This window comes from Bradyrhizobium sp. CCBAU 25338 (genome assembly GCF_028128965.1).
Lineage (GTDB): Bacteria > Pseudomonadota > Alphaproteobacteria > Rhizobiales > Xanthobacteraceae > Bradyrhizobium > Bradyrhizobium liaoningense.
Genome location: NZ_LFKY01000040.1, coordinates 176,369 through 200,532, shown reverse-complemented (window position 1 = coordinate 200,532; position 24,164 = coordinate 176,369). Strand labels below are relative to the sequence as shown.

The 24,164-nt window shown below is 64.7% G+C and carries 23 protein-coding genes; 13 read left to right on the top strand and 10 right to left on the bottom strand.

The features are described 5' to 3' along the window. Positions 1-94: 94 nt before the first annotated feature. A complete protein-coding gene (gene aspS, locus ACM42_RS25325; RefSeq protein ID WP_271530439.1) occupies positions 95-1,867 on the bottom strand; it encodes an aspartate--tRNA ligase in 1,773 nt (590 codons plus the stop codon). A 188-nt stretch (positions 1,868-2,055) separates the two neighbouring features. Here aspS and ACM42_RS25320 point away from each other — a divergent pair, with 188 nt between their 5' ends. From ACM42_RS25320 to ACM42_RS25300, 5 genes are all read left to right on the top strand, one after another. Then, positions 2,056-3,528, top strand: coding sequence for a protein adenylyltransferase SelO (locus ACM42_RS25320; RefSeq protein WP_271530438.1), 1,473 nt, complete (start codon positions 2,056-2,058; stop codon positions 3,526-3,528). 205 nt (positions 3,529-3,733) lie between these two features. Then, positions 3,734-4,582 carry a phosphodiesterase gene (locus ACM42_RS25315; protein WP_271530437.1) on the top strand — a complete coding sequence of 283 codons (849 nt, stop codon included), beginning with the start codon at positions 3,734-3,736 and terminating at the stop codon, positions 4,580-4,582. Position 4,583: 1 nt separating this feature from the next. Continuing rightward, positions 4,584-5,534, top strand: a complete 951-nt coding sequence (locus tag ACM42_RS25310) for a carbohydrate ABC transporter permease (protein WP_271530436.1) — start codon at positions 4,584-4,586, stop codon at positions 5,532-5,534. Next, positions 5,531-6,400 carry a carbohydrate ABC transporter permease gene (locus ACM42_RS25305; protein ID WP_271530435.1) on the top strand — a complete coding sequence of 290 codons (870 nt, stop codon included), beginning with the start codon at positions 5,531-5,533 and terminating at the stop codon, positions 6,398-6,400. Before ACM42_RS25310 ends, ACM42_RS25305 begins: the two co-directional genes overlap by 4 nt. Positions 6,401-6,411: 11 nt before the next feature. Beyond that, complete coding sequence (locus ACM42_RS25300; protein ID WP_271530434.1) at positions 6,412-7,743, top strand: ABC transporter substrate-binding protein; 1,332 nt, start codon at positions 6,412-6,414, stop codon at positions 7,741-7,743. A gap of 77 nt (positions 7,744-7,820) precedes the next feature. Here ACM42_RS25300 and ACM42_RS25295 read toward each other — a convergent pair whose 3' ends face one another. Beyond that, complete coding sequence (locus ACM42_RS25295) at positions 7,821-8,810, bottom strand: zinc-dependent alcohol dehydrogenase family protein (protein WP_271530433.1); 990 nt, start codon at positions 8,808-8,810, stop codon at positions 7,821-7,823. A gap of 103 nt (positions 8,811-8,913) precedes the next feature. On the opposite strand from ACM42_RS25295, the gene ACM42_RS25290 reads away from it, so the two are divergent. Further along, positions 8,914-9,813 (top strand): LysR family transcriptional regulator, encoded by a 900-nt coding sequence (locus ACM42_RS25290; RefSeq protein WP_271530432.1) that lies wholly within the window; start codon positions 8,914-8,916, stop codon positions 9,811-9,813. A gap of 354 nt (positions 9,814-10,167) precedes the next feature. Further along, complete coding sequence (gene rnd, locus ACM42_RS25285; protein ID WP_271530431.1) at positions 10,168-11,316, top strand: ribonuclease D; 1,149 nt, start codon at positions 10,168-10,170, stop codon at positions 11,314-11,316. A 335-nt stretch (positions 11,317-11,651) separates the two neighbouring features. On the opposite strand, the gene ACM42_RS25280 is transcribed toward rnd, so the two are convergent. The 5 genes from ACM42_RS25280 to ACM42_RS25260 all read right to left on the bottom strand — a co-directional run bounded on the left by ACM42_RS25280 (position 11,652) and on the right by ACM42_RS25260 (position 15,250). Continuing rightward, positions 11,652-13,034, bottom strand: a complete 1,383-nt coding sequence (locus ACM42_RS25280; protein WP_271530430.1) for an aspartate aminotransferase family protein — start codon at positions 13,032-13,034, stop codon at positions 11,652-11,654. A gap of 201 nt (positions 13,035-13,235) precedes the next feature. Then, a complete protein-coding gene (locus tag ACM42_RS25275; RefSeq protein WP_271530429.1) occupies positions 13,236-13,406 on the bottom strand; it encodes a hypothetical protein in 171 nt (56 codons plus the stop codon). Between the two features lie 30 nt (positions 13,407-13,436). Further along, positions 13,437-14,000, bottom strand: coding sequence for an isochorismatase family protein (locus tag ACM42_RS25270; RefSeq protein ID WP_271530729.1), 564 nt, complete (start codon positions 13,998-14,000; stop codon positions 13,437-13,439). 25 nt (positions 14,001-14,025) lie between these two features. Continuing rightward, entirely contained in the window at positions 14,026-14,646 is a 621-nt protein-coding gene (locus ACM42_RS25265; protein ID WP_124158925.1) for a GNAT family N-acetyltransferase, read from the bottom strand. Then, entirely contained in the window at positions 14,633-15,250 is a 618-nt protein-coding gene (locus ACM42_RS25260; RefSeq protein WP_271530428.1) for a hypothetical protein, read from the bottom strand. The genes ACM42_RS25265 and ACM42_RS25260 overlap by 14 nt, the downstream gene beginning before the upstream one ends. 71 nt (positions 15,251-15,321) lie before the next feature. Between ACM42_RS25260 and ACM42_RS25255 the strand changes: the two genes are divergently transcribed. After that, entirely contained in the window at positions 15,322-16,362 is a 1,041-nt protein-coding gene (locus ACM42_RS25255; RefSeq protein ID WP_271530427.1) for a LysR family transcriptional regulator, read from the top strand. Positions 16,363-16,380: 18 nt separating this feature from the next. Here the strand turns inward: ACM42_RS25255 and ACM42_RS25250 are convergent, their stop codons facing one another. After that, positions 16,381-17,580 (bottom strand): autotransporter outer membrane beta-barrel domain-containing protein, encoded by a 1,200-nt coding sequence (locus ACM42_RS25250; RefSeq protein ID WP_271530426.1) that lies wholly within the window; start codon positions 17,578-17,580, stop codon positions 16,381-16,383. A gap of 381 nt (positions 17,581-17,961) precedes the next feature. Between ACM42_RS25250 and ACM42_RS25245 the strand changes: the two genes are divergently transcribed. Together ACM42_RS25245 and ACM42_RS25240 are read left to right on the top strand one after the other, a co-directional pair. Beyond that, positions 17,962-18,168, top strand: a complete 207-nt coding sequence (locus tag ACM42_RS25245) for a cold-shock protein (protein WP_028180514.1) — start codon at positions 17,962-17,964, stop codon at positions 18,166-18,168. Between the two features lie 29 nt (positions 18,169-18,197). Next, the gene (locus ACM42_RS25240) at positions 18,198-18,587 is read left to right on the top strand and encodes a DUF6678 family protein (protein WP_271530425.1); all 390 of its coding nucleotides are present in this window, start codon (positions 18,198-18,200) and stop codon (positions 18,585-18,587) included. 11 nt (positions 18,588-18,598) lie between these two features. Here ACM42_RS25240 and purN read toward each other — a convergent pair whose 3' ends face one another. Together purN and purM are read right to left on the bottom strand one after the other, a co-directional pair. Next, positions 18,599-19,252 (bottom strand): phosphoribosylglycinamide formyltransferase, encoded by a 654-nt coding sequence (gene purN / locus ACM42_RS25235; protein ID WP_271530424.1) that lies wholly within the window; start codon positions 19,250-19,252, stop codon positions 18,599-18,601. Further along, positions 19,252-20,325: a phosphoribosylformylglycinamidine cyclo-ligase gene (gene purM / locus ACM42_RS25230; RefSeq protein WP_028180510.1), complete on the bottom strand. Its 1,074-nt coding sequence runs from the start codon at positions 20,323-20,325 to the stop codon at positions 19,252-19,254. The genes purN and purM overlap by 1 nt, the downstream gene beginning before the upstream one ends. A 156-nt stretch (positions 20,326-20,481) precedes the next feature. Between purM and ACM42_RS25225 the strand changes: the two genes are divergently transcribed. The 3 genes from ACM42_RS25225 to ACM42_RS25215 all read left to right on the top strand — a co-directional run bounded on the left by ACM42_RS25225 (position 20,482) and on the right by ACM42_RS25215 (position 24,153). Further along, entirely contained in the window at positions 20,482-21,024 is a 543-nt protein-coding gene (locus ACM42_RS25225; protein WP_028180509.1) for a CDP-alcohol phosphatidyltransferase family protein, read from the top strand. Positions 21,025-21,131: 107 nt separating this feature from the next. Continuing rightward, entirely contained in the window at positions 21,132-21,809 is a 678-nt protein-coding gene (locus ACM42_RS25220; RefSeq protein ID WP_271530728.1) for a DnaA ATPase domain-containing protein, read from the top strand. Between the two features lie 154 nt (positions 21,810-21,963). Beyond that, on the top strand, positions 21,964-24,153 hold the full coding sequence (locus ACM42_RS25215; RefSeq protein ID WP_271530727.1) for an RNA degradosome polyphosphate kinase: 2,190 nt from the start codon (positions 21,964-21,966) through the stop codon (positions 24,151-24,153). Positions 24,154-24,164: the final 11 nt, after the last annotated feature.

Below are 24,164 nucleotides of genomic sequence, written 5' to 3'. Positions count from 1 at the left end.
TTCCGCGGAAAGATTCTGGATTGCTTCGCTGCGCTCGCAATGACGCGGAGGAGAGAGCGCGCCTCTCCGTGCATGAGGAGAGGCGTTGCCTCACTCACTTCTGCGGCAGGTTCACCCGGATGTGCAGCTCGCGGAGCTGCTTGGTGGTGGCTTCCGAGGGCGCGCCCATCAGGAGGTCCATGGCCTGCTGGTTCATTGGGAACAGCGAGATCTCGCGCAGATTCGTGGTGCCGCACAGCAGCATCACGATGCGGTCGACACCCGCGGCCATGCCGCCATGCGGCGGCGCGCCGTACTGGAAGGCACGGTACATGCCGCCGAAGCGGTCGACCACTTCCTGCTCGCCGTAACCTGCGATCTCGAACGCCTTCACCATCGCTTCCGGCACGTGGTTCCGGATGCCGCCGGAGGCGATCTCGTAGCCGTTGCAGGTGATGTCGTACTGGAACGCCTTGATGGTCAGCGGATCCTGCGACTTCAGCGCGTCGAGACCGCCCTGCGGCATCGAGAACGGGTTGTGCGAGAAGTCGACCTTCTTGTCGTCCTCGTTGTACTCGTACATCGGGAAGTCCACGATCCAGGCGAGCTCGAACCGCTCCTTGTCGGTGAGGTTCAACTCCTCGCCGACCTTATTGCGGGCAAGGCCCGAAAACTTCCAGAACTTGTCGGGATCGCCGGCGACGAAGAAGGCGGCATCGCCTTCCTTGAGGCCGAGCTGTGCGCGGATCGCGGCGGTGCGCTCGGGCCCGATGTTGTTCGCGAGCGGGCCTGCGCCCTCGCCGCCCTCGCGCCACATGATGTAGCCGAGGCCGGGCTGGCCTTCGCCCTGCGCCCACGAGTTCATGCGGTCGCAGAACGCGCGGCTGCCGCCGCCCGGTGCCGGGATCGCCCAGACCTGGTTCTTGGGACCCTCGAGCATGCGCGCGAACACCTTGAAGCCGGAGCCGCGGAAGTGCTCGGAGACGTCCTGCATCTCGATGGGGTTGCGCAGGTCCGGCTTGTCGCTGCCGTATTTGCGCAGCGCCTCGGCGAACGGAATCCGGCGCCAGCCCTTGGTGACCGGCTTGCCCTTCGCAAATTCCTCGAACACGCCGGTGATGACGGGCTCCATCGCGGCGAAGACGTCCTCCTGCGTCACGAAGCTCATCTCGACGTCGAGCTGGTAGAACTCGCCCGGCAGGCGGTCGGCGCGCGGGTCCTCGTCGCGGAAGCAGGGCGCGATCTGGAAATAGCGGTCGAAGCCCGACATCATCAGCAGTTGCTTGTACTGCTGCGGCGCCTGCGGCAGCGCGTAGAACTTGCCGGGATGGATGCGCGACGGCACCAGGAAGTCGCGCGCGCCTTCCGGCGAGGACGCGGTCAGGATCGGGGTGTTGAACTCGAAGAAGCCCTGCCCCTCCATGCGCCTGCGCATCGACTTGATGATTTCGACGCGCGTCATGATGTTCTGGTGCAGCTTTTCGCGGCGCAGATCGAGGAAGCGGTATTTCAGACGGATGTCTTCGGGATATTCCTGGTCGCCGAACACCGGCAGGGGCAGATCGCCGGCCGGGCCCAGCACCTCGATCTCGCTGACATAGACCTCGACCTTGCCGGTCGGCAGATCGTCATTGTCGGTGCCCTCGGGGCGGCGGCGCGCCTTGCCGTCCATCTTGACCACGAATTCCGAGCGCAGCTTTTCGGCCAGCGAGAACGCCGGCGAGTCCGGATCGACCACGCACTGGGTCAGGCCGTAGTGGTCGCGCAGGTCGATGAACAGCACGCCGCCATGGTCGCGAACGCGATGGACCCAGCCTGACAGGCGGACCGTCTCGCCGATGTTGCTGTCGCGGAGAGCGCCGCATGTATGTGACCGGTAGCGATGCATGGTCGTCCCAAAATCAATGTCGGAGGATGCGAATCGAACGGCCTGTCACGGCCGGTCCGAATTTGCGGCAGGGTTTACCTCGCTAGGATCAAGGCGGCAACCAAGGGAACGCCCTGTTTTGGGCTAGAAGTGCCCATTTTCACGGGCCGAGCCTTTGCCATCGGGCGTTCCAGCCCTATCTTGAGCCCATGACGGTGCATTTCCCCTTCCAGAACTCCTATTCGGCGCTGCCGGACAGCTTCTTCGCCCGCGTCGCGCCGACCCCGGTCGCCGCCCCCCGGCTGATCAAGCTGAACCGGCCGCTGGCAATCCAGCTCGGGCTCGATCCGGACCTGCTGGAGACCCCTGAGGGTGCCGAGATCCTGGCCGGCAAGACGGTTCCCGCCGGCGCCGATCCCATTGCCATGGCCTATGCCGGCCACCAGTTCGGGCAGTTCGTCCCCCAGCTCGGCGACGGCCGCGCCATCCTGCTCGGCGAGGTCATCGACAAGGACGGCGTCCGCCGCGACATCCAGCTCAAGGGCTCGGGCCCCACCCCGTTCTCCCGCCGCGGCGACGGCCGCGCCGCGCTGGGTCCGGTCTTGCGCGAGTACATCGTCAGCGAAGCGATGCACGCGCTGGGCATCCCGACCACGCGCTCGCTCGCCGCGGTCGTCACGGGCGAGCACGTCATCCGCGAGACCGCGCTGCCCGGCGCGGTGCTGACCCGCGTCGCCTCCAGCCATATCCGCGTCGGCACCTTCCAGTTCTTCGCCGTCCGCCGCGACACCGAGGCGATCCGCCGGCTCGCCGACCATGTCATCACCCGCCACTATCCGGACCTGCTGCAAGCCGAGCGCCCTTACCACGCCCTGCTCGCGGCCGTCGTTGAACGTCAGGCCAATCTCATCGCGCGCTGGCTCCTCGTCGGCTTCATCCACGGCGTGATGAACACCGACAACACGTCCATCTCCGGCGAGACCATCGATTACGGCCCCTGCGCTTTCATGGACGCCTACAATCCCGCGCAGGTCTTCTCCTCGATCGACGAGATGGGCCGCTACGCCTATGCCAACCAGCCGCGCATCGCGCTGTGGAATTTGACGCGCCTCGCCGAATGCCTGCTGCCGCTGTTCTCCGACGAGCAGGAGAAGGCGGTCGCCGAAGCCCAGGACATTCTCGGCGCTTTCTCCGACACGTTCAGCGCGGCCTATCAGGCCGGCCTGCGCGGGAAGGTCGGCCTCTTCACCGAGCGCGACGGCGACGAGGCGCTGATCCAGGACCTGCTGGATGCGATGGCGAAGAACCAGGCCGACTTCACGCTCACCTTCCGCAAGCTCTGTGACGCCGCCGGTGATGACGCCGCCGACGTGCGCGCGCAGTTCATGGAGCCCGGCGCGTTCGACGAGTGGGCCGGACGCTGGCGCGCGCGTCTCGTGCTCGAACCGCAGACAGCGGCGGAGCGGCAAGCGGCCATGCACGCCGTCAATCCGATGTTCATCCCGCGCAACCACCGCGTCGAGGCCGTGATCCAGGCCGCGGTGAACGATGACGATTACGCGCCGTTCGAGGAATTGGTGAAGGTGCTGGCGAGGCCGTTCGAGGACCAGCCGGACTACGCCGCCTACGCCGATCCGCCGCTGCCGGATCAGCGGGTGCTGCAGACGTTCTGCGGGACGTGAGGCAAGCTTCAACCGCGCACCACCATCTTGAATTGATCCACGGCAGGGATTGCGCCTTGCGCTGGTCCATTTCTGTCCGCGGGCATTGTGGACACGTCGCGTCCCGCGGAACCACTGTCATCAAACTGAAACACACGCGCTCTAACCGCCTGTCAGGGTCGTCTTGCCGGAGACGTCCATCCTCCAACCGTCCCGACAGCGCGCCATGCCCTTCAAATTCATCCACATCACCGACACGCATCTCGCGAATCCCGGGCTGAAGCTCTACGGCCTCGACCCGCGCGCCCGGCTGGACGCCGCCATCGCCGACATCAACCAGCATCAGTCCGATGCCGCCTTTGCAGTGGTGACAGGCGATCTCACCCATTGGGGCGAGCCGGAATCCTACGCCAATTTCGCCGAGGCGATGGCTGCACTGAAGATTCCCTACATCGCCATGGTCGGCAATCACGACCGCCGTGTCACCTGCCTCGATGCGCTGAAGGCCGCGCCGCGCGATGCCAACGGCTTCGTGCAGGGCACGCGCACCACCGAGCACGGCCTGTTCGTGTTTCTGGATACGCTGGACGAGACCAGCCATGCCGGCGAGATGTGCGCCAAGCGCCTCGGCTGGCTGGCGAGCACGCTCGCGGCTGCGCCCGCGGACATGCCGCTCGTCGTGTTCATGCACCATCCGCCCTTCCCGGTCGGCGTGCACGCGATGGACGAGATCGGGCTGAAGCAGAGCGCGGAATTCGCCGAGGTGATCGCGCCTTATCGCGCGCGCATCCGCCATCTCTTCTTCGGCCATGTGCACCGGCCGATCTTCGGCAGCTGGGGCAAGATCCCGTTCTCGACCCTGCGCGGCACCAACCATCAGGTCTGGTTCGAGCTCGACCAGAGCGCGCCGCACCTCGCCAGCCACGAGCCGCCGGCCTACGGCGTCGTGCTGATCGACGACGAGAGCCTCGTCGTGCACAGCCATGACTTCCTCGACGAGAATCTGCGCTTCCCGTTCGCCCCGCCCGCGGGAATGGACGGCCGCGACTATGCGCTCAATTTCCCGGCGCGGTGAGATGAGCCTCGCCGAACCCGCGGCTCTCCCGGTCGCGACCTCGGCGGCGCCACGCCTCGACGTGCTGAAGCGCCTCACCGCCCGCGTCAAAGCCTCGCTGCCGGCCTATCTGCTGCTGCTGCCCTCGCTGGTCTTCCTCGCGCTGTTCACATATGGCGCGATGGGCCGCGTGCTCATCGATGCGCTCTATCAGCGCGCCACACCGAAGGCGCCGCTGCGCTTCGCCGGTCTCGACAATATCGCGGCGGTGCTGGCCGATCCTGCCTTTACCGGTGCCGTCGTCAACAACCTGATCTACGCCGTGGGCACGGCTGTGCCGAGCATCGCGCTTGCGCTGTTGTTCGCGCTGGCGCTTGCGCGCACCCATGCCGTGAACAGCGCGCTGCGCGCCGCGCTGTTCCTACCGGTGCTGATCCCGATGGTCGCGGCGTCGGCGCTGTTCCTGTTCATCTTCCTGCCCAATGTCGGCCTGCTCGACTACTACATCGGCCGGCTGCTTCCGGTGCTGCCGAACTGGCTCGGCGACCCCGACATCGCGCTCTATGCGATCATGGTCATCACGATCTGGAAGAACGCCGGCTACTACATGCTGTTCTTCCTCGCCGGCCTCCAGGCCGTGCCCGTGGACGTGATGGAAGCCGCGCATCTCGACGGCGCCGGCCCATATCAGCGCCTGCGCCACATCATCCTGCCGGAGCTCAAGCCCACCTTCCTGTTCGTCACCGTCATCGCAATCCTCAACGCGGTGACGCAGGTCGACCACGTCTTCGTCATGACCCAGGGCGGGCCGTCCAGTTCGACCAATCTGGTGCTGTTCTACATCTACCAGCAGGCGGTGGAGCATTACGACATCGGCAAGGCCTCGGCGGCGACGCTGCTGACGCTCGCCGCGCTGATGGGCCTCACCGTGCTCTCCTTCCGGACCATGGCGAACCGCGAGGGCGGGTCATGAAGCTGCTCGACCGCCTGTTCAGGGACGCCCCGCTCGCCACCCGGGGCGAGATCACGCCGAAGCTCGGCTTCGCGCTGACGGTGCTGCTTGCGATCGTCTGGCTCATCCCGTTCCTGTGGATGGTCGTGGCGACGCTGCGCCCGGCCTCGGACGGCATCAACGCCATGGCCGAGCTGATGCCGAGCCTGAAGCCGACGCTCGACAATGTCAGGGATGCCTGGGAGATCGGCGATTTCCCGCGCTACACCCTCAACACCACGATCATCTGCACCGGCATCCTGCTGGTGCAGTTCGTCACGATCACGCTGGCAGGCTTTGCCTTCGCCCGCCTGAACTTCGCCGGCAAGACGCTGATCTTCTACCTGTTCCTGATGCAGCTGATGCTGGTGCCGGTGCTGCTGATCGTGCCGAACCTGAAGCTCGTGGCGCAGCTCGGCCTCTACGACACGCTCGCCGGCGTGATGATGCCGTTCTTCGCCTCGGCCTTCGGCACCTTCCTGATGCGCCAGGCGTTCGAGGCGATCCCGACCGAGCTGGAAGACGCCGCCCTGATCGACGGCGCCAGCCTGTTCCAGCGCATCCGCCACATCTACGTGCCGCTGTCGATGCCGAGCTTCTCGGCTTTCGCCATCATCTCCGTGACCAGCCACTGGAACGACTTCCTGTGGCCGCTGATGGTGATCAATTCGCCCGACAAGCGGCCGCTCACGGTCGGCCTCTCGGTGTTCACCAAGACCGCCGAAGGCACGCAGGCCTGGGGCACCATCGCCGCGGGCACGCTGATGGTGATCGCGCCGCTGCTCGTCACCTTCCTGATCTTCCAGAAACGCTTCATCAGCTCTTTCGTCACCTCAGGCATCAAATAGGAGATTTTCCGATGCTGTTCTCCCGCAGGCTCATGCTCGGCCTCGCCATGGCCGGCACCTTGGCTGGCGCCCTCGCGTTCCCGGCGATGGCCGAAGGCCCGACCGAGATCGATCTGTTCTTCCCCGTTCCGGTCGACGGCAAGCTCGCCCGCGACATGGGCACCTTGATCAAGGAGTTCAACGAGACCCATCCCGGCGTCAAGGCGACCGCCGTCTACACCGGATCCTATGACGATACGCTGATCAAGACGCGCGCCGCGATCAAGGCCGGCAAGCCGCCGGCTGCCGTGATCATGTCGGCGAACTTCCTGCTCGACATGCAGATCGAGAACGAGCTCACCAATCTCGACAGCCTGATCGCTGCGGACGGCACCACCAAGGAGAAGTTCCTGGGCCAGTTCTTCCCGGCGCTGCAGGGCAACGCCGTGATCAACCGCTCGGTCTACGGCGTGCCGTTCCACAATTCGACGCCGCTGCTCTACATCAACGCCGACAAGGCCAAGGAAGCCGGCCTCGATCCGAACAAGCCGCCGCAGACCTGGGCCGAACTCACCGACTGGGCCAAGAAGCTGACCAAGCGCGAGGGCGACAAGGTGACCCAATGGGGCATCGCGATCCCCTGCGCCTACGACTATTGCGGCTGGATGATGGAAACGCTCACCATGAGCAATGGCGGGCGCTACTACAACGAGGAGTTCGGCGGCGAGGTCTATTACGACACGCCCTCGATGCTCGGCGCGCTCACCTGGTGGAACGACCTCATCTACAAGCACAAGGTCCACGCACCCGGCGCGACGCCTGGCCCTGCCGTCAGCACCTCCTTCATCTCCGGCAATGCCGCGATGATGATGCTGTCGACGGGCTCGCTGACTTACGTGCGCGACAACGCCAAGTTCGCCTACAAGGTCGCCTTCATCCCGCGCAACGTCCGCAACGCCGTGCCGATCGGCGGCGCCTCGCTGATCATGCCGGCAGGGCTCGAGGCCGACAGGCAGAAGGCCGCGTGGACGCTGATCAAGTGGATGACCTCGCCCGAGAAGAGCGCCTGGTGGAGCCGCGCCACCGGCTATTTCGCGCCCAACATGGCCGCCTACAAGACGCCCGACATGGTCGACTTCCTCAACAAGAACCCCGACGCCAAGACCGCCGTCGAGCAGCTCGACGTCGCCAAGCCGTGGTTCGCGACCTACAAGACCGTTCCTGTCCGCAAGAACCTCGAGGACGAGGTGATGCTGGTCCTGAACGGCAAGAAGCAGCCGAAGGAAGCCCTCGCCGCCGCCCAGAAGGCCGCCGACGAGACGCTCAAGCCATACAATGCCGAGACCTCGCTGAAGCTGCCGTAAAGCCGCCGACAGCACGCGCATACGACCTCGGCGCTCCACAGTGTGGAGCGCCGAATCCGTCGCTGGGTGACGCGATCTCAGATCGTCACCACGATCTTGCCGAACTGCGCGTTGGACTCCAGAAAGCGGTGCGCCTCGACGATCTCCTCGAACCGGAACGTCCTGGCAACGACCGGCACTAACGTTCGGTCCGACAGCCCGTCGAGAATGAACGCCTTTGCCTTCGCAAGGCGCACGGGATCGCGGATGATCTCGTGCACGAGGTAGCCGCGCAGTGTCAGGCTCTTGCCGAGCACGTTGAAGAGCGGGAACGGCGTCGGTTCGGGGCTCAAGCCGCCATACTCGATCAGGATCCCGCCCGGCGACATCGCCGCGGTCAGTGGCTCGAATGCGGGACCACCGACCGCGTCGAATATCACGCGGACGCCCTTTGAACCGGCAATCTCCAGCAGTCGCGCTCCGATAGGCTCCTCCTCCGAGGCAACAACGTGAGCGGCGCCGGCATCGAGCAAGGGCCGCCGCTTGATCGAGCTCCGCGTCAGGGCGACTGGGACAGCGCCGATCCGGTTCGCAATCTGGATCGCCGCGAGCCCGACGCTGCTCGATGCCGCCGTGATGACAACGACGTCCCCTGGCCCAAGTCCGGCGATGTCGACCAGCGCGCCATAGGCCGTCAGATACTGCATCCAGACCGCAGCAGCTGCCTCGAAGCCAAGCTCCGGCGGATGCTTCACGACGAGTTCGGCCGGAAACGTCGCAAGCTCGGCATAGGCCGGCCATCGCACCATCGACAGCGGCGGGACGATGCTCACGACATCGCCTGGCACGAAGCTGGTCACATCATCCCCGACCGCTTCGACGACGCCTGCCGCCTCCAGACCCAGCCTCGACGGAAATGTCGCGGTCTCGATATAGGTCCCCTTCCGCAACAGGGCTTCGGCTCGGTTGAGACCGAGTGCCCTGACCCGGATCTGCACCTCGCCGGTTGCCGGTGGCGGAACATCGACGGTCTCGATGCGCAGCACTTCGGGACCACCATGTTGATGAAAGCGAACGGCGCGGACCATGGATACACTCCTAAACAGTTGAATTGAATGGAGCTATGCCGATCCGGCGGAAGCCGATAAATCGCTTAACCAAGCGAACAGTCGAAACCAGGAGTTTTCAATCATGGACCGCCTCACCAGCATGGCCGCCTTCGTCAGGGCTGTCGATCTCGGCTCGTTCGCGGCCGCGGCGGACGCGCTGGAGATGTCGGGGCCGATGGTCGGCAAGCATGTGCACTTCCTCGAAGAGCGCCTCGGTGTCCGCCTCCTCAACCGCACCACGCGGCGCCAGAGCCTGACCGAGGCCGGCCAGGCCTATTACGAGCGCTGCCGCGCGGTACTCGCCGAGGCGGAAGCCGCCGACGCCGTCGTCACCGACGAGTTATCCGAGCCGCGCGGCAGGCTGCGCGTGACCATGCCGGCCCTGCTGGGACGGCACTGCATCGCCCCCTTGCTGATGAAGCTGGCGCGGAAATATCCGCATCTCGAGCTCGACCTCTCCTTCGGCGATCCGATCGCTCACATCATCGAGGCCGGCTACGATCTTGCGATCCGGACCGGCGATCTCGACGACCAGTCCGGTCTGATCGCGCGGCGCATCGCAAGCCAGCGCATGGTGGTGTGCAGCGCGCGCTCGTACTTGCGGACGCACGGCAAGCCAAAATCGCTCGACGATCTCGCAGCACATCAGGCGATCATCTATCGCCGCTCCGGGCGCGTCAGGCCGTGGCTGTTTCCGCAGCTGGGCGAGTCTCCGCGCGAGATCATGCCCGCAGGCAGGCTGAGGCTCGACGATCTGGAGGCGATCGCCGATGCCACCGCGCAAGGCATGGGGCTCGCCTGGCTGCCCTACTGGCTGGTTCGCGAACGCCTCGACACCGGTGCGCTGGTCCGCCTCTTCGGCGGCCAGCCTGAATTCCTCTACGACTGCCACGCGCTGTGGCCCCGTTCGCCCCGGCTGCCGCCAAAGGTCCGCAGCGCCGTGGACACCCTGGCCGCCGTCCTGCCGAAGCTGATGACGTGACAGTGGTCTTGCCGCCAATTAACTCCCCGTCCACCATCCGGCTGCCCACGCCGCCGGTAACCACGAGAATTAACAGACCCTCAACGTACCCCCGACAAATCTATCAATGTTTCTGGAGATTTCGCCGTGGATCTGTTGGTTATCGAGTTCCTGGGACTGGCTCTGGTCGCCATGTGCGTCCTCGTGGTGGCGCTGCCCTGCGCGCGAAAATCCTCGCAGCGGGTCCGGTACGAATAGGATTATCGTCGGTAAAAGGTGCCTCCGGCCCAAAAGCAAGGCTCGAATTCGCTCAGAGCCCCTTGACATCACAGCACTTTCGGCAGAACGGCTGGTGTCAAGTGTCATGGGCCGTTCATGGATTTGATTACCACCACCGCTGACCTCGCGGCTGCCTGCAGCCGGCTGGCCAAGCACCCCGTCATCACCGTCGATACCGAGTTCCTCCGCGAGACCACCTATTACCCGCTGCTGTGCGTGGTGCAGATGGCCAGCGCGGAGGAGGCCGTTGTCATCGACACCTTGGCCGGAGGCATCGACCTCAAGCCGTTCTTCGAGCTCATGGCCAACGAGGGCGTGCTGAAGGTGTTTCACGCCGCTCGCCAGGACATCGAGATCATCTGGCACCAGGCCAATATCATCCCGCATCCGGTGTTCGACACCCAGGTTGCCGCGATGGTGCTCGGCTACGGCGACAGCATCGCCTACGACGCGCTGGTCGAGAAGGTGACCGGCCACCGTCCGGACAAGACCCACCGCTTCACCGACTGGTCGCGGCGGCCGCTGACCAAGGAGCAGATGCATTACGCGGTGTCCGACGTCACCCATCTGCGCGACGTGTTCGCCGCGCTCGACGCCGACCTGAAGAAGCGCCGCCGCAGCGAGTGGGTCTCCATCGAGATGGAAGTCCTGACCTCGCCCAGAACCTACGACTTCCATCCCGAGCGCGCCTGGGAGCGGCTGAAGACGCGGGTGCGCAAGCCCAAGGACCTCGCGGTGCTGATGGAGGTCGCGGCCTGGCGCGAGCAGGAGGCGCAGAGCCGCGACGTGCCGCGCGGCCGCGTGCTGCGCGACGAGGCGATCACCGACATCGCGACCCACGCGCCGACCACGCTGGAGAAGCTCGCGCATCTGCGCTCGGTGCCGAAGGGATTCGAGAAATCGAAATGGGGCGCGGACATCATCGCCGCTGTCGAGCGCGGGCTGGCGCGGGATTTCTCGAAGCTGCCCAAGCTGGAGAAACCGCGCAACAACTCCAACGGCGCGGCCATCGTCGAGCTGCTGAAGGTGCTGCTGCGGATGACCGCCGAGCGCCACGCGGTCGCAAGCAAGGTCATCGCGACCGTCGACGATCTCGAGGAGATCGCGGCGGACGACGAGGCGGATGTACCGGCCTTGCGCGGCTGGCGCCGCGAGCTGTTCGGCGACGCCGCCCTGAAACTGAAGCGCGGCGAGCTTGCACTGGCGATCGAGAAAGGCCGCGTGATCGGGGTGCAGCGGGCTTAAAGCGGAATGGCTTTAGTTTGAATCGATTGCCGCGGCTCCTTCACCTCTCCCGCTTGCGGGAGAGGTCGGCGCGAAGCGCCGGGTGAGGGCTTTCTCCTCTTGGGGATTGTCCCATTGCGGAAATACCCTCTCCCCGACCCTCTCCCGCGAGCGGGAGTGCACCTCCGTCGTTGCAGCGATCAAGCCTCATCTCATCACGCTCTATCTAGCGATCAGCCTCGCTGCTTCCACATCTTCATTGCGAGCGGAGCGAAGCAATCCGGTCTGCCTTCGCGGAGACTGTCGGGATTGCTTGGTGGCTTCGCTCCCCGCAATGACGCGGAGAGAGCGAGCCCCTACGCCGGCGTCAGCTTCGCCACTTCCCCCTTCATGTCGTTCAACACGCCCGAGATCGCGGCGACCAGATCGTCGATCTGCGCCTTGTTGACGATCATCGGCGGGCAGATGGCGATGGCATCCAGCATGTTGCGCGAGATCACGCCGCGCTCCTGGAGCATGCGGCTGGCGATGCCGCCGACTGCGCCCGGCGTCGCCGCTGCGGTCTTGCGCCCCTTGTCGAGCACGAGCTCGAGGGCTGCGATCATGCCAACGCCGCGGACCTCGCCGACCAGCGGGTGGCTGGTAAGCTCACGCAGCCTGCCCTGCATGTAGGCGCCGAGCTCGGCGGCATGCGCGACCAGGCCGCGCTCCTCGATGATCTTGAGGTTCTCCAGCGCGATCGCCGAGCCGACCGGATGGCCGCCCGCGGTGAAACCGTGGCCGAGCACGCCGATCTTGTTGCTCTCGTCCGCGATCGGCTCGAACATGCGATCGTTCAGGATGATCGCCGACAGCGGGAAATAGCTCGAGGTGATCTGCTTGGAGACCACGATCGCGTCGGGCTTGATGCCATAGGTCTCGCAGCCGAACATCTTGCCGGTGCGGCCGAAGCCGCAGATCACCTCGTCGGCGACCAGCAGGATGTCGTACTTCTTCAACACCTTCTGGATTTTGTCCCAATAGGTCGCCGGCGGCACGATGACACCGCCCGCCCCCATCACCGGCTCACCGAAGAAGGCGGCGATCGTGTCAGGCCCCTCCTTCTGGATCAGCGCATCGAGCTCCTCGGCGCGGCGCGTCGCGAAATCTTCCTCGCTCTCGCCGGGGGCGCCGTCCTTGTAGAAATGCGGCGAGCCCGTGTGCAGGATGTTCGGCAGCGGCAGATCGAACGAGCGGTGGTTGTTCGGAAGGCCGGTGAGGCTCGCGGAGGCGATGGTGACGCCGTGATAGGCGCGCAGGCGGCTGATCACCTTCTTTCGCTGGGGCTGGCCGAGCGCGTTGGAGCGGTAGGCGATCAGCTTCAAGACCGTGTCGTTCGCCTCCGAGCCGGAATTGGTGAAGAACACCTTGCTCATCGGCACCGGCGCGAGCGCGACCAGCTTCTCGGCGAGGTCGATCGAGGGCCCGTGCGACTTCGCGGAGAAGGTGTGGTAGAACGGCAGCGCCTGCATCTGCTTGTGCGCCGCCTCGACCAGCCGCTTCTCGTTGAAGCCGAGCCCGACGCTCCACAGGCCGGCCATCGCTTCGAAATAGCGCTTGCCCGTCGCGTCGAAGACATAAGGCCCCTCGCCGCGCTCGATCACGAGGGGACCGGCCTGCTGATGCGTGCGCGCGTTGGTGTAGGGATGGAGCTGATAGGCCACATCCCGGGCCTCTTGCGAATTGGGCAGCATGGACATTTGCGGAGATCCTTGAAAGCGTCACGTCGCAGGCAGAGCCGGCGTCATCACTTGATGGCAAGTACCTTGGCTATTGCGACAGCGCAAAACATGCAACGCCAATTCGTCGGCAGCAAACGCTCAGCAGCGATGCACAAAGCCGCATGTCACAAAGCCGCACATGACAGAGCCGCACATCACAGAGCCGCACGGTGGCAGCTCTCACGCCGCGCCGTCGTCGCCACCATCGTCGGCGGCGGCACCGGCTTCCCTCACCTCCACCAGCGCCATCGAGAGCAAGTAGAGTGTCGTGGGCAGACCAAGCCTGCGCGCCTTCTCGGCGGCACGCGACAGATCGCTCGCCAGCTCCTTGAGCTCCTCTCCCCGTGACAATCTCTCACCCCATCCGCCGGTTGCGGACGCCTACACCGCAACGGCGCCGCTGGTTCTGATCAGTTCGGCGCTGGACTGCATTGTAGCAAAATTTCCGATGACATTCACTACCGCGTGCCTGTAGGCGGCGGCATCGTCCGTGCCCGGCTGCCGGCAAGCCGCGGCGTCAGTGACCACCTGGTAGCGATGGCTGCGATGAAACCCGTCGACGGCGGTGGCCAGGATGGTCTCGTCCAGGGAAAAGCCGATCAGAATGCAGCGCGTGATGCGGATACTGGACATGTAGTCTACAAACCGCGACGAACTGTAGGCGGACGGCAGCGGGTGCTCGAACGTCATCTCTCCCGGCCGCGGCCTGGTTTCCGCGATCCAATTGGTCAGCCCGGATGCCGGATTGAACCAGGCCGCCTGCGCGATGCGCTTCAGGTGCATGACCGGCCACAAATTGCTGCGCCACAGCGTGAGGAGTTCCAGGCAACGCGCCGTCACCGCATCGCCGTCGAGGACGACATGGCGACGGCCGGGGGTCAGATATTCGACCTGAAGATCCGCACAGACCAGTATCGGCGGATCATCCTGCATGGAAGCCAGCATTTCGTTGCGCGCAGCTGCACCAGTTTCAACGGTCGGCAAATGCGAGGTCTCGCAGCGGTGAGGTCACCGCCCGCCCCGCCGAGGCATCAAGCACGCCCGGCCGGTCCCAATCGCCCTCGGGACGGATGATCACATAGGGATCGCTGTCCAGCGTGATGGCGTCCGGGCCCGGCTCGATCTCCAGCAGCATTTCTGTGTAGGAGAAATCCGAGAACGTGATCTTGCGATTGTGACCGAGCGGCTTGGCGCCGAAATGGGCCCAAAAATCGACCAGCCGGTCCTGCGCCTGGCCGTAGATCTTGCGAAAGCCCTTGCGCTTCACATAATCGACGCTGGCCTGCACCAGCTTGAACGAGACGCGCGAGCGGCGATATTGGTGACGCACCGCGAGCCGCTCCACCTTGGCGAAATCGCCGAAGAACCGCACCCGCAGGCAGCCCGCAGGCTCGTTGCCGACGAAGCCGATGAAATGCGCGGCGACCATGTCGTTGCCGTCGAACTCCTCCTCGAACGGACAATCCTGCTCGGCGAGATAGACCGCCGAGCGGATGGCGGTCACCAGCATGAGATCGTTCGGATCGCGCGCGAGACGGATGGTGATGGCGCGGGAACAGGGCTTGGCGAGAGGAATCCTAGTACCGTGCATCTGCAAAGCTCCTTGATTGGATGATCGCGCCTGGCATGCACACCGGCTGCCGATGCCAGGGACGCTCGTAGCACCAAAGGTCGGGTTGAAAGCTCGGGACAGGCGCAAAGCCTGTCGCCTTCATGATGTCGCGTCCGGCCACCGTTGACGGCTGCGCATAGCAATCCGCGCCGCGAAACCTTATCTGCCGCAGATGAGCCGCGGCCTTGCCGAGACCGGCGATTCCGCGGCCCGTCGCCGCGATCGCCCAGATGTAGATGGCTGCGACGTCTTCGTCCGCCGACGCGAGATGGCGCGTCTCGGGCGCGGTGAGGCAGATCTCGTCGAGCAGCAGTGCATCGTGTCCGCGATCATTGAGAAACAGGAAGGCCATGCCGCCGACGAGGTTGCCCTTCCGGCTGAACGCGAGGATACTCTGAGGGTCGAACGTGAAGTACCTCGCAAGCTCCGCTGCGCCGATCTGCACGCCCGGCACGAGCCGGTGCGCCATATCCGAAAGCGCCGCGATTTCGGAGAATTGCGCACAGCGCACGTCGATATCCGGGCTCAGCGGCAAGGCATCGAAATCATGCCTTGCGGCAAACGGGCCCCTTTCCATACTCATATCACGCCTCTATCGTTCGAGGCTTTCGTGCCCCGCTACGACGATGAGCTTAGCGGTTGGGGATCAGGAGTATGCAGCAGTTATTGCACCGGGGTGCTGCGATGATGCAGCACCGTGAAGAAGCCCTGGATGCGTCCTGGGACGATTTAAAGCTATTTTTAGCGTGCGCAAAATATAAAAGTTTCCGCAATGCGGCCGAAGAGCTCGGGCTCACCTCCACGACCTTGATGCGCCGCGTCGATCGGCTCGAAGAGAGGATCGGGTGCAAGCTGTTCCTGCGCGACCAGAGCGGACTCACGCTCAGCGATGAAGGCACCGCAATGATCGCCGACGTTGCGCATATGGAGCGTCATGCCTTCAACGTCTTCCGCCGCGCCTCGCGATCGTCGAACGACACCTCGGGCACCGTGCGCGTCGCAGTGACGGAAGGCCCCGGGAATTTCTGGATCCTGCCGCGACTGATCGACTTCCAGAAGACCTACCGCAAGATCACGGTCGACCTGCGCTGCGCGATGGAGCAGGCCGACGTCGCGCGGCTCGAATCCGATATCGCGATCCAGCTCGAGCCGCCGACCAATCCCGATCTGATCGTCGCCAAGCTCGGCCGTCTCCACATCTATCCCTTCGTCTCCAAGGAGTACGAGACTCTCTACGGCGTGCCGACAACGCTCGCCGAATTGAAGAACCACCGCATCATCAAGCAGAGCGCGCCGCAGGTCGACGACGGCGCCTATGCCCGTGTGCTCGGGTTGAACTCGCTCGAGGGCATCGTCGGGATCAAGACCAATTCGTCGGTCGGCGTGCTCTATGCCGTCGAACGCGGCGCCGGCATCGGCTTCCTGCCGACGGTGTCGATCGCACTCGGTGCGTCGCTCGTTGCCGTCGATCTCGGCGTCAGCCACCACGCCGATCTCTGGCTCACCTATCACAGGGAGTTCCGCACCTCCGAGCGTCACAAGGTTGTGGTCGACTGGCTGAAGAAGATCTTCGACGCCAGGACCTATCCCTGCTTCCGCGACGAGTTCATCCATCCGAATGCGCTGGTACCGATGATGACGGCCGCGCGCGAGGGGTTTGGATTGGAGGGCTATGTCGCGGCAACGCCGACCTGAGCGCGGACGAGCTTCAACTCACCATTTGTATTCGAAGCCGACGGTACCCTGGTGCAAGGTGAGCTCGTTGCGGAACTTGCCGTCGTAATTGACGTAAAGCCGTGCCACGTTGGTCAGGCTGAGCGAAGCCGAGGCCCCGGCATCCGCGCCGTAGCGGCTCTCGCCGATGCCGGGGACCACGATGCTCTGGGCGCCCAGGCTGACCTGGATGGATCCCAGATCCTGGTGGAAGTTGTCGACGAGCTTGCCGTAGGCCGAGAGGTCCAGAATCTTCTGGTCGAAGATGAAGTAGCGGCCGATCTCGGCGCCGATCATCGCGCGTGCGCGGGAGAGCGCCGTCGAGCCGACGCTGAGCGGATCGAGACCGCCGGATTCCTGGAACGCGGCACTGGTGGCGCGCACATATTCCAGCGCGCCCTTGGGCACGATGCGCATCTGGTCCTTGGTCCAGTAATAGCTGATCTCGGTCAGCGCACCGTCGACCGCGGCGCTATAGCCGGCAGTCGCAAGGCCAAGACCGGTGTCGCGGCTGGACCGGACCTTGCCGAAACCGTGCACCACGGCAAAGGCCCAGGTCCATGGGCCCTTGTCGACCGAACCATTGAAGCCAAGCTGGGTCAGGTCGAGCGTGGCCGACTGGAGCGCGAGCGGCACGTCGATGTCGGTGTGGCTCTGGTCGATGGAGAAGCCGATGTTGACACCGGGCGCGAGCCGCGCGCCGAGGCCGGCGACGCCGCCAAACGTCCTGCGCTTGTCGCCGACGAAATCGCCCTGCGCGTCGGTGCGGACCGAGATGCCGTAGCCTTCGAACCAGGTACGGTAGCGCGGGTCCTCCGTGCTCGCGGAGGCACCGCCGCCGCCGGGATTGGTCCGGAACGATCGGCTGAAACCATTGGCGGCCTGGTTGCCCAGCCGCTCCAGAAATCCCGAGCCGAAATTGAGCATGCTGTTGCCGGCCGACTGATCGTAATTGGTCGCGGTCGGCATCGGGATCGGGGTCGGCGACGGCGTGGGCGTCGGCGTGGGTGTCGGGGTCGGAGTGGGTGTCGGACTTTGCGCGAGGACGGATGTCGCGGCCGACATCGTCACGACCAGCGCAAGCGCGATGGCTGCAAAGGTCCTGGCTGCAAAGGTCCTGGCGACCGCTGCCGCGATCCGGCGGACGCGGTCCAGCCCGATCGTCTGCCGTGTCCCGGACGGCTGCGAGGTGCAGCGCATGACGACAAAATCCCGAAGCAAAGGGCGGCCCGCAAAAATGCAACACGAGCGGCTCGTGCCGTGTGGCGATTTGTGCCGAACTGCCACGGAGGGTCAACCGGTTGGCCCGCGGTCGCCGAGGCTATTGCCCTCGATTGTGGTTCCGCGGCCACAGGTCGCAAATAGCAGACGATGGTACCCACCCCGATCTTGAAATTCGCGCTCTGCTTGCTAACGCGCGATTTTCATGTTGCAATATCGGACACAATCGGAATTGGCCGCTCTGCTGTGCGTTTCGCGACATTGAGACTCAAGACTCGAACAGACTTCCGCAAGCCCGTTTGTGGCGTGGCACGCGAAAAAGCGGCCGCGTCTTTTTTTATCTAGTGGAGGAGACTAGCGATGCCGCAAAAGGGCACCGTCAAATGGTTCAACCCGACCAAGGGTTATGGGTTCATCAAGCCGAACGGCAGCGACAAGGACGTGTTCGTCCATATCTCCGCCGTCGAGCGTGCTGGACTCTCCACCCTCAACGAGAACCAGGCGGTTGAATTCGACCTCGTGGAGAACCGCGGCAAGACATCCGCGGAGAACCTCAAGGTCTCCTGATTTCTCTCGAGTTTGACAAGCGAGAGATCATGACGTTGCCCCCGGCTCTGCCGGGGGATTTTGTTTGGAACGAGCGCATGACTGAGCAATCCGGATATTACTCGGTCGCCAATGACACCAAATGGCGCGAGCTGCGCGAGGCCGTGCTCGATCTTGCCTCGTCCGATCAACCTCGATTTCGCTGCAAAAACCTGGAAACCGGAGGCCTGAGCCAGTGGGATGGCGAGTGGTTCTATCACTGGACGAGCAGCGGATGGGATTGGATGGAATGGGCTGAACTATCCACCGAGACAACGCATCAACGCGAACTTGTCCGCGCAATCCTGAAACGCATCCGTTTTGCGGGAGAGGAAACGGCCGCGGGTTTCCGCATCTACGGATATGTCTGCAAAGGCGAGGCGGCAGGTTATATCGAGTAAGCCGGATTGGCTCAGCGCACCACCGGCGACACCAGAAAATTCTCCGACGCCGCGCTTCCGTCGGTCCTGCAGACATCACCTTCGATCCGGACCTTGCCGGTCGCGAGCAGCCGCAGCGCTTCGGGATAGATGCGGTGCTCGACTTCGAGGATGCGCTCCGACAGCGTATCCCCCGTGTCGTGGTCGCTGACAGGCACCGCGCCCTGCATCACGATCGGGCCGGCATCGGTCTCGGGGATCACGAAGTGCACCGTCGCGCCCGACAGCTTGACGCCGGCGCGCAGAGCCTGGCCGTGCGGATCGAGGCCGGGGAAGGACGGCAGCAGCGAGGGATGGATGTTGAGCATCCGCCCGTACCAGGCCCTGGTGAATTCCGCCGTGAACAGGCGCATGAAGCCGCCGAGACAGATCAGCTCGATGCCGTGCCGGTCGAGCGCTGCCTGCAACACCTTCTCGAAGCCGGCGCGATCCTTGCCGAACGGCTTGCTCTCGATCACCTCGGTCTTCACCCCGCTCGCCCTCGCCTTTTCCAGTCCGAGCGCATCGGCCTTGTTCGAAATGACCAGCGAGATCTCCGCCGGGAAATCCGGGGCGGCGGCGGCCCTGATCAGCGCGGCCATGTTGGAGCCGCGTCCGGAGATCAGGATGGCAACGCGGCGCTTCATCACAGCGCCAGATCGAGGTGGCCGTTATAGACGACGCGGTGCTCGCCTTCGGCAGGGATCACGGTGCCGAGCTGCGCCACGGTCTCGCCGGCGTCGGTGAAGACCTCGACGACCTCATCGACCTTGTCGGGCTCGACGATCGCGATCATGCCGATGCCACAATTGAAAGTGCGCAGCATTTCCAGCTCGGCGATGCCGGCCTGCGCGGCCAGCCATTTGAACACCGGCAGGACCGGCAGACGTGCGAGGTCAATGCCGACGCCGAGATGCTTGGGGAGCACGCGCGGGATGTTGTCGGTGAAGCCGCCGCCGGTGATGTGGGCAAGCCCCTTCACCGCGCCGGTCTCGCGGATCGCCCGCAGGCAGGATTTGACGTAGAGCCGCGTCGGCGTCAGCAGCGCGCCGCCGAGCGTCATCACGGGCGCGAACGGCGCCTGTGCCGCGAAGCCGAGACCGGATTGTTCCACGATCTTGCGCACCAGCGAGAAGCCGTTGGAATGCACGCCCGATGAGGCAAGACCGATCACGGCATCGCCAGCGGCGATGTCCTTGCGCGGCAGCAGCGTACCGCGCTCCGCAGCGCCGACGGCAAAGCCGCCGAGGTCATAATCGCCGTCCTTGTAGAGGCCGGGCATCTCCGCGGTCTCGCCACCGATCAGGGCGCAGCCGGATTCGCGGCACCCCTCCGCGACACCGGCGACGATCGCGGCGGTGGCCTCGGGGTCGAGCTTGCCGCAGGCGAAATAGTCCAGGAAAAACAGCGGCTCGGCGCCTTGCACCACGAGGTCGTTGACGCTCATGGCAACGAGGTCGATGCCGATGCCGCCATGCAGCCCGGTCTCGATCGCGATCTTGACCTTGGTGCCGACACCGTCGGTCGCGGCCACGAGGACCGGGTCCTTGAAGCCGGCCGCCTTGAGGTCGAACAGGCCCCCGAAGCCGCCGATCTCGGCGTCGGCGCCCGGCCGTGCGGTGGCGCGCACCATCGGCTTGATCAGGTCGACCAGGCGGTTGCCCGCGTCGATATCGACGCCTGAATCGGCGTAAGTGAGGCCGTTTTTGCGGTCGGTCATGCCCGATTTCCAGTGGGTTTGCGGCTGGTTACGTCGAATTCCGGGGACACGCAATGGCTCGCATGGCGCTCCTGCCTATACTATGTAGATATCAACCGGTTCAGCCTCCCGCGGGGGCCGGATTTGAGGTCAGACCGGGTGCCGGGAAGCGCTTTCGTGAGTATTCCGAACATCATTACCCTGGGCCGCATCATGCTGGTCCCGATCATCGTCTGGGCCATTGTGTCGAGCCAAATGGAGGTGGCGTTCGCCGTCTTCCTGATCGCCGGCATCAGCGATGCCGTGGACGGCTTTTTGGCCAAGCGCTTCAACATGACGAGCGAGCTCGGCGCCCTGCTCGATCCGCTCGCGGACAAGGCACTGCTGGTCTCGATCTACATGGCCCTCGGCATCTGGGGCGCGATCCCGCGCTGGATCGTGATCCTGGTGGTCTCGCGCGACATCATGATCGTCGCCGCCGTGATCGTATCCTGGCTGTTCGACCGGCCGGTCGAGATGAAGCCGTCAAAGGTGTCCAAGCTCAACACCGTGGCACAGGTGGCGTTCGCGGCGCTGGTGCTGGCGGCGCTTGCCTTCGGCTTCAAGCCGGCACCTTATGATATCATCCTGATGGGCCTCGTCACGATCTTCACGCTCTCCTCCGTGTCGCTCTATCTCGTCGAGTGGCTGCGGCACATGAGCACGATCGAGGCCAAATGAGCCGGGATGCGGCCCCGCAAAAGGCCAAGTCTCGCAAGATCAAGTCCCGCACGATCAAGTCGAACCTCTTCAAACGGGCCGGCGCGCCGGCATGGAGCAAAGCAAGCGTGGCAGGCCGCGTCCATCCCCGACAATTGGCGTTCGCACTTCCGCATGCGGAGAGCCTAAGCCGGGACAACTTCCTCGAAGGCCCCGCCAATGCGGCTGGTCTCGGCCTGATCGACAGCTGGCCGGAATGGCCGAACCGGATCATGTGGCTGGCCGGCCCGGAAGGAAGCGGCAAGAGCCATCTCGCCGCGATCTGGGCCGAGGAAGCCGGCGCCCGCTCGACCACGGCCAATGCGCTGACCGCGGCAGGCGTCCCGGGCGCGCTCGCCACCGGCGCGCTGGTGGTCGAGGATCTCAAGGCCAAGGATTTTGACGAGCGAGCCCTCTTTCACCTGATGAACCTCGCCCGCGAGGACGGCGCCTACGTCCTCCTCACCGGACGCGAGGTGCCGGCCTCGCTGGAGATCGAGCTTCGCGACCTGCGCTCGCGTCTGCGGGCCGTTCCGGTGGTCGCGCTGCTGCCCCCCGACGACCAGCTCTTTCGCGGCCTCATCGTCAAGTTCTGCGCCGACCGCCAGCTCACCGTGGACGAGAGCGTAGTCGGCTACCTCGCCACCCGCCTGGAGCGGTCCTCGGCCGCGGCCCGGCAGGCCGTGGAGCTGCTCGACAGCGAAGCCCTGCGGCTCGGCCGCCCCGTGACCCGGGCGCTGGCCGCCGAGTTGCTCCGGGACCCCTGATCGGCCCCTTGTACCCCGACGCCTTCTGCAACGGCTTGACGCGGCGGAACGGCGGAACATCAATGTCATCGAAACGTCATCGCTGTAACACATGCTCCCCGGGGTTTTGCGCATAAGTCGCAAAGTGAGGCGAGACAGGATGGACCGACTTCTGATGGACTCTGCGCAAGCTATTGAAATTAAAGAGAAAGCATCGGAGGCCGAGGGCCTGCCGGCGATCGCGTCGAGCCCCGAACGGTTCATCAACCGCGAGCTGTCCTGGCTGCATTTCAACCGCCGAGTCCTGGAGGAATCGGTCAATCCCAGCCACCCCGTGCTGGAGCGGGTTCGGTTCCTGTCGATTTCGGCGAATAACCTCGACGAGTTCTTCATGGTCCGCGTTGCCGGCATCAAGGCCCAGGTGCGCGAGGGCATTGCCGAACGCAGCCCCGACGGCCTGACGCCGTCGGAGCAGCTCGCCCTGATCAACCGTACCGTCTCCCAGCTCGCCTCGGACCAGCAGGCGATCTGGCGCGACCTGCGCAGCGCGCTGGCCGAGGTCGGCATCGTGCTGGTCGACGGCAAGGACGTCTCCAAGTCGGAACGGACCTGGATCGAGGACTATTTCCTCAACAACGTCTTCCCGCTGCTGACGCCGCTTGCGATCGATCCGGCCCACCCCTTCCCGTTCATTCCGAGCCTCGGCTTCACCATCGCGCTCCAGCTCACGCGCGCCGCCGACGGCAGGCAGATGAACGCGCTGATCCGCATGCCCGGCAAGATCGACCGCTTCATCCGCCTGCCCGCCGAAGGCACGGTGCGCCTGATCTCGCTGGAGCAGGCGACCGCCCTGTTCATCAACCGCCTTTTCCCCGGCTACAATCTGCACGGCCAGGGCTCCTTCCGGATCATCCGCGACTCCGAGCTTGAAATCGAGGAAGAGGCGGAGGACCTCGTCCGCCTGTTCGAGACCGCGCTGAAGCGCCGCCGGCGCGGATCCGTGATCCGGCTCGAGATCGACGCCAAGATGCCGGAGCAGTTGCGCAGCTTCGTGCAGCATGCGCTGTCGGCGGCCGATGACGAGGTGTTCCTGGTCGACGGCGTCCTCGCCATGAACGAGCTCTCGCAACTCACGCGGCTCGACCGGCCTGACCTCGAATTCACCCCCTACGTGCCGCGCCACCCCGAGCGCGTGCGCGAGCATGGCGGCGACATCTTCGCCGCGATCCGGCAGAAGGACCTCGTCGTCCATCACCCCTACGAATCCTTCGACGTGGTGGTGCAGTTCCTTCAGCAGGCCGCGCGCGACCCTGACGTCGTCGCGATCAAGCAGACGCTCTACCGCACCTCCAACAACTCGCCGATCGTGCGCGCGCTCGCGGAAGCGGCCGAAGCCGGCAAATCCGTCACGGCGCTGATCGAGTTGAAGGCGCGGTTCGACGAAGAAGCCAACATCCGCTGGGCGCGCGATCTCGAACGCGCCGGCGTGCAGGTCGTCTACGGCTTCCTCGAATTGAAGACGCACGCAAAACTATCGATGGTGGTGCGCCGCGAGGGCGGCAGCCTCACGACCTACGTCCATACCGGCACCGGCAACTATCATCCGGTCACCGCACGCATCTACACGGACCTCTCCTACTTCACCTCCGATCCGACCATCGGCCGCGATGCCGCGCGCGTGTTCAATTTCATCACCGGCTATGCCGCGCCCAGCGACCTCGAGAAGATGGCAGTGTCACCGCTGACGCTGCGCAAGCGCATCATCGAGCACATTCAAGGCGAGACCGCGCATGCGCGGCACGGCCGGACCGGCGCGGTCTGGATGAAGATGAACGCGCTGGTCGACCCCGACATCATCGACGCGCTCTACGAGGCCTCCCAGGCCGGCGTCCAGGTCGAGCTCGTGGTGCGCGGCATCTGTTGCCTCAGGCCCGGCATCCCCGGCCTGTCGGAGAACATCCGCGTCAAGTCGATCATCGGGCGCTTTCTGGAACACGGCCGAATCTACTGCTTCGGCATGGGCCAGGGCCTGCCGAGCGCGAAAGCGGCTGTGTATATCTCGTCCGCCGACATGATGCCGCGCAACCTCGACCGCCGCGTCGAGGTGCTATGCCCGCTGCAAAATCCAACGGTGCATCAGCAGGTTCTCGAACAGATCATGGTCGCCAATCTGAAGGACAATGAGCAGAGCTGGCAGTTGTTGCCGGACGGGTCGTCAACGCGTATGAAGACCGCGAAGGGCGAGGAGCCTTTCAACGTCCACAACTACTTCATGACAAATCCGAGTCTGTCTGGCCGTGGAAAGTCGCTCAAGGAATCCTCGCCGCGTCGTCTCACGCGCCGGAACGAACGTCATCAATCCTGATCGGGGATCTG